The 15899-nt window shown below is 38.5% G+C and carries 16 protein-coding genes and 10 tRNA genes; 22 read left to right on the top strand and 4 right to left on the bottom strand.

What is annotated here, in order from left to right; genetic code table 11:
• Positions 1-132: 132 nt before the first annotated feature.
• Complete coding sequence (locus ACYVM0_RS18050) at positions 133-1053, top strand: DUF72 domain-containing protein (RefSeq protein WP_460559247.1); 921 nt, start codon at positions 133-135, stop codon at positions 1051-1053.
• A 202-nt stretch (positions 1054-1255) separates the two neighbouring features.
• Here the strand turns inward: ACYVM0_RS18050 and ACYVM0_RS18045 are convergent, their stop codons facing one another.
• The 3 genes from ACYVM0_RS18045 to ACYVM0_RS18035 form a co-directional block, all read right to left on the bottom strand.
• Positions 1256-2539, bottom strand: a complete 1284-nt coding sequence (locus ACYVM0_RS18045) for a Y-family DNA polymerase (RefSeq protein WP_460559245.1) — start codon at positions 2537-2539, stop codon at positions 1256-1258.
• Between the two features lie 134 nt (positions 2540-2673).
• Positions 2674-3267 carry a transposase gene (locus ACYVM0_RS18040; RefSeq protein WP_460559243.1) on the bottom strand — a complete coding sequence of 198 codons (594 nt, stop codon included), beginning with the start codon at positions 3265-3267 and terminating at the stop codon, positions 2674-2676.
• Between the two features lie 194 nt (positions 3268-3461).
• The gene (locus tag ACYVM0_RS18035) at positions 3462-3896 is read right to left on the bottom strand and encodes a LexA family protein (protein WP_460559241.1); all 435 of its coding nucleotides are present in this window, start codon (positions 3894-3896) and stop codon (positions 3462-3464) included.
• Between the two features lie 89 nt (positions 3897-3985).
• On the opposite strand from ACYVM0_RS18035, the gene ACYVM0_RS18030 reads away from it, so the two are divergent.
• The 6 genes from ACYVM0_RS18030 to ACYVM0_RS18005 all read left to right on the top strand — a co-directional run bounded on the left by ACYVM0_RS18030 (position 3986) and on the right by ACYVM0_RS18005 (position 9398).
• Complete coding sequence (locus ACYVM0_RS18030) at positions 3986-4600, top strand: 2'-5' RNA ligase family protein (protein ID WP_460559239.1); 615 nt, start codon at positions 3986-3988, stop codon at positions 4598-4600.
• A 337-nt stretch (positions 4601-4937) separates the two neighbouring features.
• Positions 4938-6050 (top strand): radical SAM family protein, encoded by a 1113-nt coding sequence (locus ACYVM0_RS18025; RefSeq protein WP_460559237.1) that lies wholly within the window; start codon positions 4938-4940, stop codon positions 6048-6050.
• Between the two features lie 18 nt (positions 6051-6068).
• Entirely contained in the window at positions 6069-6428 is a 360-nt protein-coding gene (locus ACYVM0_RS18020) for a hypothetical protein (protein WP_460559235.1), read from the top strand.
• 66 nt (positions 6429-6494) lie between these two features.
• Positions 6495-7352, top strand: a complete 858-nt coding sequence (tcmP, locus tag ACYVM0_RS18015; protein ID WP_460559233.1) for a class I SAM-dependent methyltransferase — start codon at positions 6495-6497, stop codon at positions 7350-7352.
• Positions 7353-7355: 3 nt separating this feature from the next.
• The gene (locus ACYVM0_RS18010; protein ID WP_460559231.1) at positions 7356-8078 is read left to right on the top strand and encodes a DUF5131 family protein; all 723 of its coding nucleotides are present in this window, start codon (positions 7356-7358) and stop codon (positions 8076-8078) included.
• A gap of 144 nt (positions 8079-8222) precedes the next feature.
• Complete coding sequence (locus tag ACYVM0_RS18005; protein WP_460559229.1) at positions 8223-9398, top strand: hypothetical protein; 1176 nt, start codon at positions 8223-8225, stop codon at positions 9396-9398.
• Positions 9399-9481: 83 nt separating this feature from the next.
• Here ACYVM0_RS18005 and ACYVM0_RS18000 read toward each other — a convergent pair whose 3' ends face one another.
• Positions 9482-9709: a hypothetical protein gene (locus ACYVM0_RS18000; protein ID WP_460559227.1), complete on the bottom strand. Its 228-nt coding sequence runs from the start codon at positions 9707-9709 to the stop codon at positions 9482-9484.
• Positions 9710-9919: 210 nt separating this feature from the next.
• Here ACYVM0_RS18000 and ACYVM0_RS17995 point away from each other — a divergent pair, with 210 nt between their 5' ends.
• The 15 genes from ACYVM0_RS17995 (at position 9920) to ACYVM0_RS17925 (ending at position 15851) form a co-directional block, all read left to right on the top strand.
• Complete coding sequence (locus ACYVM0_RS17995) at positions 9920-10492, top strand: hypothetical protein (RefSeq protein WP_460559225.1); 573 nt, start codon at positions 9920-9922, stop codon at positions 10490-10492.
• A 40-nt stretch (positions 10493-10532) separates the two neighbouring features.
• Positions 10533-11201 (top strand): hypothetical protein, encoded by a 669-nt coding sequence (locus ACYVM0_RS17990; RefSeq protein ID WP_460559223.1) that lies wholly within the window; start codon positions 10533-10535, stop codon positions 11199-11201.
• Entirely contained in the window at positions 11162-11908 is a 747-nt protein-coding gene (locus ACYVM0_RS17985; RefSeq protein WP_460559221.1) for a sensor histidine kinase, read from the top strand. Before ACYVM0_RS17990 ends, ACYVM0_RS17985 begins: the two co-directional genes overlap by 40 nt.
• Before the next feature lie 8 nt (positions 11909-11916).
• Complete coding sequence (locus tag ACYVM0_RS17980; protein WP_460559219.1) at positions 11917-12582, top strand: response regulator; 666 nt, start codon at positions 11917-11919, stop codon at positions 12580-12582.
• Positions 12583-13531: 949 nt separating this feature from the next.
• Positions 13532-13607: transfer RNA gene (locus ACYVM0_RS17975), tRNA-Pro, on the top strand.
• A 330-nt stretch (positions 13608-13937) separates the two neighbouring features.
• Positions 13938-14009, top strand: a tRNA-Gly gene (locus tag ACYVM0_RS17970).
• Positions 14010-14020: 11 nt separating this feature from the next.
• Positions 14021-14093: transfer RNA gene (locus tag ACYVM0_RS17965), tRNA-His, on the top strand.
• A 169-nt stretch (positions 14094-14262) separates the two neighbouring features.
• Positions 14263-14334, top strand: a tRNA-Met gene (locus ACYVM0_RS17960).
• Positions 14335-14343: 9 nt separating this feature from the next.
• Positions 14344-14416 (top strand) — tRNA-Ile (locus ACYVM0_RS17955).
• Between the two features lie 13 nt (positions 14417-14429).
• Positions 14430-14501: transfer RNA gene (locus ACYVM0_RS17950), tRNA-Ile, on the top strand.
• Positions 14502-14507: 6 nt separating this feature from the next.
• Positions 14508-14581 (top strand) — tRNA-Lys (locus tag ACYVM0_RS17945).
• Between the two features lie 8 nt (positions 14582-14589).
• A tRNA-Asn gene (locus ACYVM0_RS17940) sits at positions 14590-14661 on the top strand.
• A 55-nt stretch (positions 14662-14716) separates the two neighbouring features.
• Positions 14717-14801 (top strand) — tRNA-Tyr (locus ACYVM0_RS17935).
• Positions 14802-15073: 272 nt separating this feature from the next.
• A tRNA-Phe gene (locus ACYVM0_RS17930) sits at positions 15074-15144 on the top strand.
• 218 nt (positions 15145-15362) lie between these two features.
• Positions 15363-15851, top strand: coding sequence for a ribonuclease H-like YkuK family protein (locus ACYVM0_RS17925; RefSeq protein ID WP_460559217.1), 489 nt, complete (start codon positions 15363-15365; stop codon positions 15849-15851).
• The last annotated feature ends 48 nt before the right edge of the window (positions 15852-15899 follow it).

Raw genomic sequence — 15899 nt, 5'->3', positions numbered from 1 at the left:
GTAAAAAATTATTACCATCCAGGTGCATCGGGGCAAAGTATTAACAGAGAAAATACATTCCATTAAAATAATCCGTGTACATCTGTGTAATCTGTGGCTGGCATTGTTGTAGATTTACAAAAAGATATTTTTATGGAATTTGGAAGGGTGCCCGGGCAGGAGTTAGATAGCATTGATTTTTCTTTACCCAAAGAGCCTGCGTTTAATAAAACCATATTAAAAGGCAAAAGAGTTAAAGACCCCAAAGTGTACCTGGGCTGTGCCAAATGGGGCAGGGAGGAGTGGATCGGGAAAATTTATCCGCCCAAGACCAAAGAAAAAGATTTTCTGCAACATTATGTGCAGCATTACAACAGCATTGAATTAAATGCCACACATTATAAAGTGTACGGAGATGCCGGTATTCGCAAATGGACAGAGAAAGCGAAGGGCAGGGATTTTAAATTTTGTCCTAAAATGTACCAGGGCGTAACGCATCGGGGCAGCTTAAATGGCAAACAATTTATTACGAATGAATTTTTCCGTGGCATCGTTGCCTTTGAAGAATTTCTCGGGCCGATATTTATACAGGTAAGCGATACTTTTTCTCCCAAAAGAAAAGATGAATTGTTTGATTATTTAAAAACATTACCTGCCGACCTGCAGTTTTTTTTAGAAGTGCGCCATCCCGATTGGTTTAAGAAGGATGACATCCGGGAAGAGATGTTTACCAAACTGAAGGACATGAATATGGGAGCTGTGATCACCGATACTGCCGGCAGAAGAGATTGTGCACACATGCACTTAACCATTCCTAAAGTATTCATTCGTTATGTAGGTAATAGCCTGCATCCATCTGATTATACAAGGTGCGATGCCTGGGTGGAAAGAATGAAATACTGGATGGACAAAGGCCTGGAAGAATTATATTTTTTCATGCACATGCATGATGAAGCCACTTCGCCGGAGCTGACGGTTTACCTGGTAGATAAGATGAATGCATCGATGGGCTTGAATTTGATAAAGCCGACATTTGTTAAAGCCGGGACTAAACAAAAAGGATTGTTTGATTAACCCGTAAGGCGGTTAATCAGGAGTCTCTGCACCCAACCGCCGTCAGGGTTTTTAACCGCTGACGGGGTTGTGCCGATTCACTTCACCACAAACATCGACTAAACAAAAAGGATTGTTTGATTAACCCATACGGCGGCTAATCAGGAGTACCCTGCACCCAACAGCCGTCAGGGTTTTTAACCGCTGACGGGGTTGTGCCGATTCACTTCACCACAAACATCTCTTCCCATCTTGAGGTATAACGTGGGCTTCTTAATTCCTGTCGCATTTTCCAGTCTCTTGTGGTGCCTGAGGCTGCAAATTTCAGTATGTCATCTCTCATAGCAAAGTTTACATTATCCACCATACTCATCAATAAGCGATTGGCATTTTTTGTTTCGGGTGAAAATAAATTGCCCTGTATGGTTTCGTCAGGCACAAGTCCGCTCAACATTACGCCGGCTTTTTTATAAATCCTTCCCTGCTCGTATAGCTGATCTACTAGTTTTACGGCGGGTTTTATCAGTTCGTTGGTGGCCGAAGTAGCAACGGGTAATGTTACATAGCTGCTGACGGTAGGTCCATGCCTGAAGTAAGTAGTATGATTTTGTTCTTTGGGCACTACAAAAACGCTCACTGTACTGGCGGCACTATGTTGCCTGCGTAATTTTTCTGCAGCCCTTGACGTATAGGTTGCCACCGCTTCTTTAATATCACCGATATTTTTAACCGGGCTGCCAAACATTCTTGTGGTAGCAATCATTTTCTTTACCACTAATTCATCTTTCATTTCATTGGCAGGTTGGCCTTTTAACTCTTTTACTAAACGAATACCCACCACACCACCTAAATTTTTATGCGCCCACTCTTCTGTTTTTTTTGTGAGGTCGAATGCGGTGAACACAGCATTCAGGTTCATTAATTTTTCTGCGTATTGGCGGCCCACACCCCATACCTCGCCAACAGGTGTGGCCTGCAATGCGGTATCAATTTTTTCTTTGGTATCCAATACTACCACACAGTCTGTTGCTATTTTATTTTTCTTGGCTAAATGATTGGCCACTTTAGACAATACTTTGGTAGGTGCTACACCCACAGACACTTTTATACCGGTCCAATCCTCTACCGTCGTTCTTATATTCATTGCTACCTGCTGTAAATCTTTTGCATCAAATTCCTCTAAATTTAAAAACGCTTCATCTACAGAATATACTTCCACATTTTCTTTGCCTAACATAATGCGCAGGGTTTCCATTACCCGCCAGCTTAAATCGCCGTACAAATTATAATTGGAAGAAAATGTGGTGACGCCATATTTTTCTATTAATGGTCTGGCTTTAAAATAAGGGCCTGCCATTTCAACACCTAATTGTTTGGCTTCATCGCTCCGGGAAATAATACAGCCATCGTTGTTGCTGAGTACAACAACAGGTTTATTATCCAGGTGTGGGCGGAATAATCTTTCGCAACTGCAATAAAAACTGTTACAATCTACAATGGCTTTCATGTGTCTCTAAAAATTAATACCGTTGGTACAACCCCGGCGGCGGCTATCAGCCCCGTCGGCGGTTGATTGGGAACACGCTGCATTCAACCGTCGTCAGGGTTTTAAATCGCTGACTACGGTTGCAGCAACAACCTTTATTCAATTATAAATTTTCTCATTACTTGATTGTCATATCTGCCCTCATGTGCTTTTTCAAAGACACTCACTCCGCCAAACCAATCCAATACTTTTTGCGATGCTAAAAAACTGTTGTTATTTTTTAAAATACTATGATAAGAAGAGAATTCCCAATCTTTAAAGCTTTTTACAAAATCATGGAGTTGTGCATTGTAATGACAATAATAGATCATTGAAGTAAGATAGCTTTCATTATCAATTAATTTTCTTTCAAAAGGAGATTCAAATAATGGACCGGTACGATTATTAGCGTTGTTAATGGATTGTGCGTAAGAGTTAAAAAAATGGGACAATTGTTTGGAGGCATTCAATTTTATTCTTCCCTGTTTATTGTGTTTAGGCACTTCCACATTCTCTTTTACATACACTAATAAATGAAAATGATTCTTTAGCAGGGCATAAGCAAATGTGTCAAATACATCAGAACAGTAGGCGATATACTGCCGTAGAAAATAATAATAGTTACGCTGTTCTTTAAAAATATTTTCGCTATTTACGCCCCTGTTATAAATATGAAAATATTCGCCTTCAAGTAATGGTTCTATATACATTGTTATAATTTTAAATTGCTTATACAACCCCGACGGCGCCTCTACCCCCGTCGGCGGTTGATTAGAGAGTTGTTAATTTCAGAATTCTTTTTCTTCATTCAACCGCCGTCAGGGTTTGCAACCGCTGACGGGGTTTGGCACTCCGCTATATTCAAGACGATAACATTATTTTACCGGTTGTCTTATCCCTCACTTCATCCCAGGGTACGAATAACACAAACCACCACGCCCCAAACTTTAAAATCCATGAATTCACTCACATCAATGGGGGATAACTTTGGTGTTTCAGGAATCAACCGTAAGCTGTTGATATTTTTTTCATAACGCCGTATCAGCATATCGCCATCAATAACGGCAATTACAATTTTACCGTTAACAGGTTTAATACTCCGGTCTACAATTACAATATCGCCATCAAAAATGCCGGCATTGACCATACTGTTGCCACTTACTTTCATAAAAAATGTTGCCGGCTTATTGCGGATCAGTTGTTCATTCAGGTCGATGCCCCGTTCCATATAATCGTCTGCCGCCGCACCGAAGCCGGTGGCATTGGCGGTAGCTACATGATGCTGCGTAAAACGCCTGGTACCGTTGTAGCTGCTGCCAAAAAATTTCTCTACTTCCATATAAATTAATTTTGATTGTCTAAATTATTTAGTAAATTTATGCTAAAATAATTAGCTAACAAATTTAGTAACCGGAAATATTTAATAACATGAAAGATTTAACCAATACCATACCCGGCTACCGGGTGTACGAGTACCTGCTGGTATTAAATCCGCATGAAGAATTACGGAATAAGATCATGGCAGTGAAGAAAGAATTTTATGAAAAGTATCAGGCTGAAACGGCCCGTTGGGGTAAGCCGCATATAACCCTGGTAAATTTTGTACAGTACGAAATGATGGAAGAAAGGATCGTCAATCATTTAAAAACCATTGCCATGGGTTTTCACCCGGTTAAAATTGAATTGAAGGATTATGGTAGTTTCCCCAGCCATACCATTTACATTAATATCACCAGTAAAGTGCCGGTGCAAAGTTTGGTAAAACAAATACGAACCGAAACACAGCGGCTGATGAAATTGAACGATGACAACAAACCACATTTTATTTTAGAACCACACCTGACCATTGCAAGAAAATTATTACCCTGGCAATATGAAAAGGGCTGGCTCGAATACAGTCACCGGCATTTCACCGGCCGATTTATCGCCGATGCCATGCTCTTATTAAAACGCCCCGTGGGAGAATTAAAATATGAAATAGCAAAGCGGTTTGAATTTGAGAATTTACCGGTGGCGACAAAGCAGGGTGACCTGTTTGTCTGAACGGTGATTTGGGTGGATGAAAATGATTAAAAAGATTTTTAGATAGGCATTTGCCCATTATTAAAATCATTTAATTTAAATACTCTTTAATTATTCTTGAACTGTTTGAGCCTAAGAGTAACATTACTAATGCTGAAGTCACAGTAGTACAACAGATGAACATAGCTACTTCCGACAAACGGGCTGTATTCGTTTGTCGGGCTCTTTTTTTGTTTCTTTTTTGGAGAAGCAAAAAAGAAAACATTACTAGGGAATAACAATAAATAGATTAAAGTCAACTCTGAAATTCTCATAACCAGCAGAACAAATAATTCGTGTAATAAAAAAAATAAACTCAGTGGAAAATAATAAACTGCAACAAGATCATCATAAAGTATCCGCCAAACCGCAGGAAGAATCCGTGCAATACCTCGCCGGCCGTGGCGCACAATTCAATACTAAAAACCGTTTTTTAAAAGATGAAAAAACACAGGAACATATTGAAGGTATTGATGATTGGGAAGCTACAAACCTGGCTACACAATACATCGAGCAACAAAGTAAAACCATTGTAAACAAAGTAGAAAGTAAAGATGTAGGCATGAGCTACAGCATGAATCCCTATGCCGGTTGCGAACATGGCTGCATTTACTGCTATGCCCGTAATGTGCATGAATACTGGGGGTACAGTGCCGGGCTGGATTTTGAACAGAAGATCATCATCAAAAAAAATGCACCACAACTGCTGCGTAAATTTTTAATGCATCCTAAATGGGATGCCACACCCATCATGCTTAGTGGCAATACCGATTGCTACCAGCCGGCTGAACAGAAATACCGCTTAACCAGGGGGCTACTCGAAGTTTGTAATGAATTCAATCAGCCGGTGGGCATACTTACTAAAAACGCATGGATATTAAAAGACAAAGATATACTGCAGGAGATGGGAAAGAAAGGCATTGTATCCGCCATGGTGTCAATCACTTCCTTTAATGAAGACCTGCGGCGGATGATGGAACCAAGAACGGTTACTGCCAGGCAAAAACTAAAAGTGATCAACGAACTCAGCAGTGCCGGTGTGCGCATGGGTATTATGATGGGGCCGATGATACCGGGCCTGAACGAACACGAAATGCAACGCATTATGAAAGCCGCAGCGGATAATGGTGCCACATTCACTGCCTATACTTTCATCCGTTTAAATGGTGCTATTAAATTTTTATTTCACGATTGGTTGTATAAAAACTTTCCTAACCATGCTGATAAGGTATGGCATTTGATAGAGCAAAGTCATGATGGTCAAGTAAACGATACCCGCTGGGGTGTGCGCATGCGTGGTGAAGGTGGCATTGCAGATATGGTGGCGCAGACCTACAAAAAATACGGCAAACTGTACAGGATGAATGCAGAAGAATGGCATTTGGATACAACTAAATTCAGGGTGCCGGGCGGGCAGGGAAAATTATTCTGATTCTTTAAATAAAAATTTATGAAGGGCATTACAAGAGAATATTTATTATATGTGATCAACGACTGTATCAGGATCACTATTCATTACCGGAGAAAAACGGCAGATAATTATTTTGCAAAAGAAATTACAGCAGCTACTGAAGAAGAGCTGATAGATTTTATTGCTACCATTCCTTACTTTACTATTGAGCTGAAAGATTTTTTAATGGGCAATTTAACCGTGCAAACCATCATCATCAGCCAGGATTGGGAAAAAGATTTTGCAAGAAAAAGTATTGCCTGGGCCACCAACCCCCAATGGACAGAAACCGATATGTCTTTTTTAGCAACTAATTTTAAGAATGTGATAGTAGGGGATGCGTTGACGATGCCGTATTAGGGGAGTAAAAGGAGAAATAAATGAGAAATTGTTTTGATGTATATTTAACAAACCCTAAAAAAGTACATGATGAATTATTTTGGTGGTAATTGGACAAAAATTAAAATAGAAATATTAGTAGAGTATGCAAGGGCATATTTAACAATTATGAAAAATAGGCGGTTTTTTAAATTACTTTACTTCGATGGTTTTGCAGGTTCTGGAGAAATAATAAAAGTTAGTGATGATCCTGAACAAGGAGTTTATGATGTTGATATAACTATTGGAGCTGCAAGGCGAATTATAGAGATTGAAGCGCCCCGTTCCTTTGATGAATATTATTTTGTTGAAAAGAAAGAAGAAAATTATAGGTTATTAGAACAAAGCACTAAGAATGCATTCCCAAAGAAAAAAATATTCACAATTCAAGAAGATTGTAATAAAAAACTTCTGGATTTAGCTAACTATTTAAGAAAGCCGTCAAATAAGAATTATAGGACATTGGCTTATGTTGATCCCTGTGGAATGCAAGTAGAATGGAGGTCTATAGAATGTCTGAGAGGACTGCCTATTGATTTATGGGTATTAGTTCCAACAGGTATGGGAGTAAATAGACTACTTAAAAAAAATGGACAAATATCTGATGCTTGGTTAGAAAGACTTGAGATTTTTCTGGGTTTAGAAAGACAAGAAATAGAAAAATATTTTTATAAAAAAAGTGAAACCTTATTTCCTGATATAACGGATGTTAAGAAAGAAACTGATGCAATTACTAAATCTGCTAAGCTTTATCGAAATAGATTAAAAGAAGTCTTTGAATTTGTTTCTAAGCCATATGAGTTAAGGAATTCTTCAAATTCTATAATGTTTCATTTATTTTTGACATCAAATAACGAAGCTGCTATAAAAATCGGAAACGACATTGTAAATAAATATACAAAATAAGCTATGGCACAATCATCAATTGAGTGGACAGAAATGACCTGGAATCCAACAACAGGTTGTACAAAAATTTCGGCAGGCTGCAAATTTTGCTATGCTGAAGTAATGACACGTCGCTTAATGGCAATGGGTATTGATAAATATAAAGATGGCTTTAAAGTAAGGACTCACGAGGATTCATTAATGACTCCCTATGAATGGAAAAAACCTAAGGTTGTTTTTGTGAATTCAATGAGTGATTTGTTTCACCCAAAAGTTCCAATCGAATTTATCAAAAAAGTATTTCATGTAATGAATGATACTCCGCTTCATACATACCAGGTTCTTACCAAAAGAGGCGACAGGCTTTTCCAGATTCATCACGAACTTACCTGGACAGATAATATCTGGATGGGTGTTTCTGTGGAAAATGAAAAAGTAACAGACCGGATTGATTTTTTAAGAGAAACAAATGCTAAAATAAAATTCCTTTCTTGCGAACCGTTGATCGGGCCTTTATCAAATTTAAACTTGGCTGGAATTAATTGGGTTATTGTTGGTGGCGAGAGCGGAAGAACACCAAGGAAAATGGATGAAGATTGGGTTTTAGATATACAGGATCAGTGTGCTAAAAATAAAGTAGCATTCTTTTTTAAACAATGGGGTGGAACAAATAAAAAGAAAGCTGGCAGAGAATTAAATGGTAAAATTTATGATGAAATGCCTTCAATTGAAATGGAAGCTGTATAGTTTTTAATTTGACACCAATGTTGGTAGCTGACGGAAATCTAACATGATAAAAGGTTACAATTGGAATACCGCTCAACAAATTGAGCGAATGGTAAATCTAAAAAATAAATGAAAAGTATAAAATACTATATTTAGAAAAAAATTATGCTATTAAGAAGAATCATTGCCGTTAGTTTTTTACTAAGCCCTGTACTTGCAAAATCACAAAATATAAAAATTCTTGACTCTATTATAAATGCTTCCAAATTAAGTTTTGAAATAGTAAACGATAAACCTGCAGGCAATGGATGGGATTTTTTAATGAAGCAATATGCCGAAAATAATTATGTGGGGTGGGGGGAGTATCACAATTCACCTTTAATTTCTTTACTTACTAAAGAAGCATTGGCAGAAGCGTCAAAGAATAACTATAATGCATGGGCAGTAGAAATAAGCCCGATGGCAGCAGCGGCTTTAGAAACTTATGCAGTGGATACATCAGCTTATCAAAAATACAGAAGGGCAAACGAGGTTTTCCAGGGCAAAAATTTTAAAGCCTTTACACTTACACCATTTTTTTATACTGCGCCAGATTCTTTAATGTTATTGGCTGCCGTAAAAAACAATATAAAACTCTGGGGTTTAGATCATGAGTTTCAGCTTAGTTTTCACTTGTATATAAACCAGGCGTATAATAATTTAACCAAAGCCAGCCAGGTGAAATGTAAAGCAGCCTACGATTCTGCTATAAAATACTGGTACATGCCGCTGCCTGAGGATATAGATGCAATAATTGCTTTGAGTAAAAGTAAAAAAGATATTGCCGATTTAAACGAGGTAAAAAAAGCAGTAGATATTTATACGAAACATGAAAGAAGAAAAACAATTTATCAATCGTTGACCGGCAGAACAGATTTGATGAAGCAACACTATTATACTTATTTAAAAGCATTTGAGGCTAAATACAAAAAAAGCCCGAAAGTATTTTTTAAAATGGGAGATAACCACCTGGCCAAAGGAATAAATATGGAAAAGCAACAGTATGATGTGGGCAATATGATTTACGAGTTATCGAAAATGGAAGGCGTGAATTTTACTAATATAGAATTTGTACCAAGAATGAGTAAAGACAATAACGATAAAATAGTGGATGAACTGGCGGATCCTAATACACCTTACTCGCCTTATTTTTTAAAGCAGTACGATGCCAAGAAATGGATTGTGATCGACCTCAGGCCTATGAGGGCTTTTATAACAAGAACCGATGGGTCAATAGACGAAAACGGGTACGAAATAATTAAGAAGTACGATATAATGGTACTATCGCCGGAAATAAACTAAAACAAAAATATCATTCGTGAATACCGGATGTTCTTTAATGATAAACAACATCCGGTATTCATCAATTTTACTGCAACATCCCCTTACCACCTCCTCCTCAGCTTATCCTTTAATAATTTTAGTTTACCGCATAAGGTAATAATCTGGCGGGCATCGTCCATTATAGAGAGCCGGTTCAGCGAGTCGTTGATCTTGTTAATTTCTTCGGTATAAAATGCAGCCCTGGTTTCAAATGAATCCCAGTTAAAATCAGTGTCGGCGGCGAGTTGTAATGCGGTAGCTCTTTTTTTTGTAGCCATAGTTTGTTTCATAACTTTTGCTTTAAGTAATAAGATAAAATCGCTGGCAATAAAAGGTTGTTAGGGAGATGCTGCTGTAAAGGTGCATCATGCACTATTGAAAAACAAGGGTAGCGCTACTGATAATGTCAGGTAGTTGTTACATTAAAAAAACGTAGTTCTACGCATGGGTATAAGCAGGTATATTTCTATTTTTAATCTTAAGTTTAAAAAATTCATACCATGCAACAATTTAAAAAACTAGTGTCTGCCGTAACACAACGGCCTTTAGTGCTACTGCTGACTGCGGTATTCTTTATTACCTCCTGTACAGAAGAAAAAGGTGATGGGGTGTTTGTCCCGGTGCCTAAAGACACTTCTGCGCTGGGCAAGATCGATCACTTTATTTCGAGGCAGCAAATAAAAGACTACCAGGCGGCTTTTGCCAGGGACAGGGATTCTCTGCAAAAATTCCGGCCGGGCTTCTCCATCCCCTTCAGCGAAGCCTTTAATAAAAAAGCGCTGATCGAAATTTTACAGATTCCGGATTGCGTAGGTATAAAAGTATTGTATGGATTGAAAAAAGATGGCGATAGCAGCAGCATGCGTTTGATGCTGGTAGGTGTAGATAGCAAAGGCAACAATTTGTATTTGCATGAAGACGGCAAATCGCACCAGGCAACTGATGAGCCTGTTGCAAAAAAAGATACCGCTGCCCCGGCTCCACGGGCTGCCAGGACTGCCAGCCGTATGCCCGGCGATAGTACCGGTGGAGTAGAGCAGGGCCAGTGCGACCCACCTTGTACAAGCTATTAAACCCTGAAGCCTTAAACCTTATCAACTTCGTACCTGATATATGAAAATCGAAGTAATACAATTTATTCTGAGTCTTAGTATAGCCCCTGCCGTAATTATAGGGATAATAAAATTTAAAACAATAGACAAATCTTATTATCCCTTTTTTTACCTGGCGGATATTGCATTACTGGTAGAAATTGTGAATTACCTGCTTCTTGAAAAAGAAACCTATGCAATAAAAGTTGTTCTGATAAATGTGTATTGTTTTGTCGAGTTTTTCTTTTACACCTGGTTATTTCATTTATGGGGCTTGTTTAATTTTAAGCAACGGTATTTTGTATATGTAACGGTATGTATGTTTGTGGTTTGGCTGGTATGCAGTTTTTACATTACCAGCTTTACAAGCCCTAATATGTATTTCAGGGTTATTTATGGTACAATACTTTTGTTTTTTGCGGTTACTGCTTTTAATAAACTGGTGATCCAGGACCGGGCTTATTTATTAAAAAACCCTAAATTCTGGATACTCCTGGGTGTCATTATTTTCTTTGCTTTTTATATTCTAAGCCGTACCGCCACTCTTTCGTTGTATGGTATTGATACCAGCAAACAATTGCAAAGAGGTTTACACGGAGTTATTGATTATTCAAATCTAATTGTTAATTTGATGTTTGCAATAGGCGCCTTATGCATACCCAGGAAGAAGAATTTTACCACGCTATTTTAATTGTTGCTTCACTGGTAAGCATCATTCTGTTATATTTTATTATAACGGCTATTGGCTACCATAGAAAAAGCATCCGTATGCACAAGGATAAAATTCAGGCAGAAATTGATACGCTGGAAAATGAAAGAAGAAGAATTGCATCCGACCTGCATGATGAGCTGGGCCCTTTACTATCTGCCGTAAAACTACAGATCAACAATATAGAAACTGTGGGTGCCGAAGATCAGCAACTGGTGGCAAAATCAAGCCAGCATATTGATAGTATCATTCATAAATTAAGGGAGATATCCAATAACCTTATGCCTAATACGCTATTGCGCAAAGGATTAAAAATTGCAATAGAAGAATTGGCTGAAACCTATAAAAAAGCCAGTAAACTGGAAATAAGGTTTACCTGCGAACAGGATATAAGGCTGGATCAGAATAAAGAAATTAATATCTACAGAATTGTGCAGGAGGTATTGCACAATACCATTAAACATTCCGGCGCAAATTTACTATTGATCAGTTTACGTAAAGACGATGGCCGCATACTGCTTGCTACTGCTGATAACGGAAAGGGGTTTGATTTTTTTTCGACCGTAAAAGAACTTAAAGGCCTTGGGTTGCGTAACTTGCAGAGCCGCACCGAAGTAATGGGCGGTGAAATGGTCTGTAATTCCCAATCCGGAAAAGGAGTTACCTATATTTTTGATATTCCTTTTTAGTAACTACAATGAATACACGTATTATTAAAGTTATAATAGCCGACGACCATGAGATATTCAGGGATGGTTTAAAATTAATGCTGCAAAAGCAACCTGATATTGAAGTGGCAGGAGAAGCAGGCGATGGCAAAGAACTGATTGCTATGGTAAAGCAAACTTTACCTGATGTGGTGATCACTGATGTAAAAATGCCTACCCTGGATGGCGTTACTGCAACAAAACATCTTACCGAACATTATCCTTCCATTGGCATTATTGCCTTAACTATGTTTGATGAAGAAGACCTGATTGTGGACATGCTGGAAGCTGGTGCTAAAGGATATCTTTTAAAAAATGCCGACAAAACAGAAATTATTGAAGCGGTGCATACCGTTGCTGACAACGAGCCGCATTACTGCCGTCTCACGTCGCAAAAGCTGGCCAGCATGGTGGCTAAAAGCAGGTTTCAACTGCTTCTGAAAAAAGACAAACCGGAATTTAATGAAAGGGAAAAAGAAATTATTCAGTACATCTGTGAAGGATTGACCAATAAAGAAATTGGCGAAAGAATATTTTTAAGTGTAAGAACGGTGGAAGGGCTTCGCATGAAAATTATTGAAAAGATGGACGTGAAAAATACTGCGGGTATTATCATTTACGCTATCAGGGAACATCTTTACCTGCCTAAAATATAATTTCTTCAACACAATTAACGCACCTGATTTTTGTTTTATTCTGTCACATTTTTTATTCAGACTAATGGCTGAAAAAAAATATTTTTAATTTTTTTGAAAAAAATTTGGCAGTATCGAAAAAATAAATTCATCTTTGCATTGCAAAACAAAATTTAAAAACAACAAAACATGTTACGCATACAACTACATATGGAGTGCACAAATTGGTTTAGTCCTAAAGGCTATGATACCAATTGCGGGGCATGTTACACTGTTGAATAGTACAAAAACTAATTCGCTATAACTTAAGCCCCGCCTGAATCAGCGGGGTTTTTTGTTGGTAACCGTTTAAAGTAACGTAACCCTGTGAGGCGGTTACAAATGCTGGCGGTGGTTGTACATGGCGAAGAAAAAAATATATCAATGCATCAACAACACAACAGACAAATAACAGAATGCCTGCAATCGGTAAAAGGTAAAACTGCGTTTATGCCTATAGGTAATAGTATGCCGTTTAATGAAAATATTGGTGATTATAACATAACACGACTGTGTAAAAGCGAATGAGTAAGTAAAAAACTTATTGAGCAGAAGCCCGGTCGTAATTAAAACGACCGGGCTTTTGTTTTTAACAATAGCCTCAAAAGAAAGGAGGGTAAAATGGAAACATTACACGTATTGAAATTTTTGCTGATCATGATACACTTACTGGCACCCATCATTGTAAAGGCAGAAAAAAGAAATCGTAAATACTAAGTATTTTAAAAACCAGGGTATGAAATTTATAATAGTGATATGGTTTATCAAAATAACGATCAGCACGGTGGATGACTGGATAACCCGGATCAATGAAAAAGAAAATAAGGTATTGTAAAATATCAGCTGCAGAAGGAGGAATAAAGCTTTCCCCGTGAGATGCAACGGGGAAGCTTTTTAATACTTCGACTGCTTAGCGAAAAAAAGCAAAAATATAGTAGCATTCCAATTGGTTGGATACTCCGCCTGGACCGGAGAGGCTGCAAGTTCGAATCTTGCCTACTATACCAGGCACATGGTCTCACGTCCCGTCTGACCATGTGAAAGAGAAATGGTCTGATGGTTCAGGATACTAAGCTTTCCGCTTAGTGATTCCGCCAGGAGCGGGACAAATACAAACCCCTGAAACGTAGTGTGCAGTACTGTTTCAGTCAGTACTCCACTATAATGGTTCGTTGGTGTAATGGCTAACATCACAGATTGTCGATCTGTTGTAACGGGTTCTCCCGATAGCTATCGGAACGTACGAACCGCAAAAAATATTGAGTGATGTAATGGTAACATGCCGGACTTTGACTCTGGATTTATTAGTTCGGATCTAATCTCGATAACAAAAAATTGCAGTATATGCGTTGATGGCGGCGTGCCGGTCTTCCACACCGGAGGAGAGTGTTCGAATCACTCATACTGCACAGGATTAAATGTTGGCTTTAGCTTATCTGGTAAAGTACCACACTGTGAATGTGGAGAACAAGGTTCGAGTCCTGGAGTCAACCAATGCGGTTGAGTGTAATGGTAACATGATCATCTTCCTCTTTTTCTAAGAGGTAAACATAAGAGGATTGTATCCGGACTGCCTGCCGGTAGCCAGGTTCAAATCCGGAAGCCGCACAAAATAGTCTGAACGGGGATTTGGGTAGATAAAAATGATTAAAAGGTTTTTATTGTGACTTGGTGTAATGGTAACATGTCGGTCTCATAAGCCGGAGGATGCAAGTTCGAATCTTGTGGTCGCAACAGATAAACTGACTCGTAGCTCAATGGTTAAAGCAAGAACCTTATGCGTTCGGGGGTAACAGTTCGGGTCTGTTCAGGTCAACAGAAAATAAAAATGCGGTTTAGCTCAACGGCAGAGTATTACCCTGATACGGTAAAGGTTACTGGTTCGAATCCATTAACCGCAACAAAACAGTTTCGTAGCTCAATGGTTAGATGCACCGGACTTTTAATTCGGGGGTTGTGAGTTCGAGTCTCACCGGAACTACAAATAATGGATGAATAGCTCAATGGCAGAGCGTCCCGTTGTTAGCGGGAGGGTTAAAAGTTCGAATCTTTTTTCATCCTCAAAACCCTGGCAGTGCCGATAAATCGGAACAAACCCTGTTGGTGTTTACAAAATGTGAGTGCGGCGAAGATGGCGATTCGTAGCAGACTGTAAATCTGTTGTTCAAAAGACTTAGGTGGTTCGAATCCACCCACTCACACAAAATGGAGAGCGTCCGGTTGGTCCGGGAAGCTGTCTTGAAAACAGTTGACTGTAAAAGGTTCGGTTCAAAGAACTCCTTCGGAGGGGTTCGAGTCTTTTACTCTCCGCAAATGTCCTGCTGGCAGACATGGCGTATGCATTCGACTGCAAATCGAAAGAAAGAAGTTCGAGTCTTCTGCAGGACTCAGGGAAATAAAAATTGTTTGATAACAGATGAATTCGAAGATGAGGAAATAAGGATCAATCAACAAATCTGTAGCAAACAATTATGGACGAATAACTCAATGGTAGAGTGCCTGTCTGAAGAGCTGGTAGTGCAAGTTCGAGTCTTGCTTCGTCCGCAAGATTGTTGGAACAGGGATTTGGGTGGATGAAAAAGATTAAAAGGATATTAAATTTCAGCATCCTTTTAATCCTGTCAATCTTTTAAAATCATCGTTCAGACAAAAAATAAAATGTGGAAAAAGATGACCAAAGAAAAAATGTTGAATGGAGCGTCGCCAATGTCGCTCAATTGAAAAACAAATGTTGGTAAACAAAAAAAGTAAAAAATAAAACAATGGAAACAGATCAACAGCAATGGAGAAAATTAAATGGGAAAAAAATATGCATACCAATTGAGGATGAGGTAAAAGCCACTATCATCAGAGAAAGAGCAATGGGGCACGAGCTGAAAGTGTGTATTGGTACCGATAGCCAGGTGAAAGGAAAGGAAACGGAATTTGCAACCGTGATAGTTTTTATCCGTAAAGGTAAAGGTGGATTTATGTACATCTGCAACGAAATCACTTTGCAAAAAATGAGTATCAAACAAAGGATGCTGACAGAAGTGGCAAAGAGCGTGGAAGTTGCTTATCCGTTGTGCAATATTTTCAGCAGGTACAGTGTGGATATGGAAGTACATGTTGATATCAATACCAATCCTAATTTTAAAAGTAATGATGCGTTGAAAGAAGCAATGGGGTATATCATGGGAATGGGCTTTGCTTTTAAAGCCAAGCCTGATGCTTTTGCAAGTTCCAGCTGTGCCAATAAAATTGTGCATTAGTGTATCAATAAAAAAGTGAAGAAAAAATTTATAAAGAATTAAAAACAA

It is taken from the genome of Ferruginibacter profundus, from assembly GCF_054783275.1.
Note: the sequence above shows the minus strand (reverse complement) of the source record. Positions and strands in the feature narration are given on the sequence as shown.

What these genes read in the sequence shown, in the direction of transcription:
- ACYVM0_RS17985 (WP_460559221.1), top strand. Translation starts at nt 11,162, where the DNA reads ATGCATACCCAGGAAGAAGAATTTTACCACGCTATTTTAATTGTTGCT.
- ACYVM0_RS18040 (WP_460559243.1), bottom strand. Translation starts at nt 3,267, where the DNA reads ATGTATATAGAACCATTACTTGAAGGCGAATATTTTCATATTTATAAC.
- ACYVM0_RS18035 (WP_460559241.1), bottom strand. Translation starts at nt 3,896, where the DNA reads ATGGAAGTAGAGAAATTTTTTGGCAGCAGCTACAACGGTACCAGGCGT.
- ACYVM0_RS18005 (WP_460559229.1), top strand. Translation starts at nt 8,223, where the DNA reads ATGCTATTAAGAAGAATCATTGCCGTTAGTTTTTTACTAAGCCCTGTA.
- ACYVM0_RS18030 (WP_460559239.1), top strand. Translation starts at nt 3,986, where the DNA reads ATGAAAGATTTAACCAATACCATACCCGGCTACCGGGTGTACGAGTAC.
- ACYVM0_RS17980 (WP_460559219.1), top strand. Translation starts at nt 11,917, where the DNA reads ATGAATACACGTATTATTAAAGTTATAATAGCCGACGACCATGAGATA.
- tcmP (WP_460559233.1), top strand. Translation starts at nt 6,495, where the DNA reads ATGATGAATTATTTTGGTGGTAATTGGACAAAAATTAAAATAGAAATA.
- ACYVM0_RS18045 (WP_460559245.1), bottom strand. Translation starts at nt 2,539, where the DNA reads ATGAAAGCCATTGTAGATTGTAACAGTTTTTATTGCAGTTGCGAAAGA.
- ACYVM0_RS18050 (WP_460559247.1), top strand. Translation starts at nt 133, where the DNA reads ATGGAATTTGGAAGGGTGCCCGGGCAGGAGTTAGATAGCATTGATTTT.
- ACYVM0_RS18010 (WP_460559231.1), top strand. Translation starts at nt 7,356, where the DNA reads ATGGCACAATCATCAATTGAGTGGACAGAAATGACCTGGAATCCAACA.
- ACYVM0_RS18020 (WP_460559235.1), top strand. Translation starts at nt 6,069, where the DNA reads ATGAAGGGCATTACAAGAGAATATTTATTATATGTGATCAACGACTGT.
- ACYVM0_RS17990 (WP_460559223.1), top strand. Translation starts at nt 10,533, where the DNA reads ATGAAAATCGAAGTAATACAATTTATTCTGAGTCTTAGTATAGCCCCT.
- ACYVM0_RS17925 (WP_460559217.1), top strand. Translation starts at nt 15,363, where the DNA reads ATGGAAACAGATCAACAGCAATGGAGAAAATTAAATGGGAAAAAAATA.
- ACYVM0_RS17995 (WP_460559225.1), top strand. Translation starts at nt 9,920, where the DNA reads ATGCAACAATTTAAAAAACTAGTGTCTGCCGTAACACAACGGCCTTTA.
- ACYVM0_RS18000 (WP_460559227.1), bottom strand. Translation starts at nt 9,709, where the DNA reads ATGAAACAAACTATGGCTACAAAAAAAAGAGCTACCGCATTACAACTC.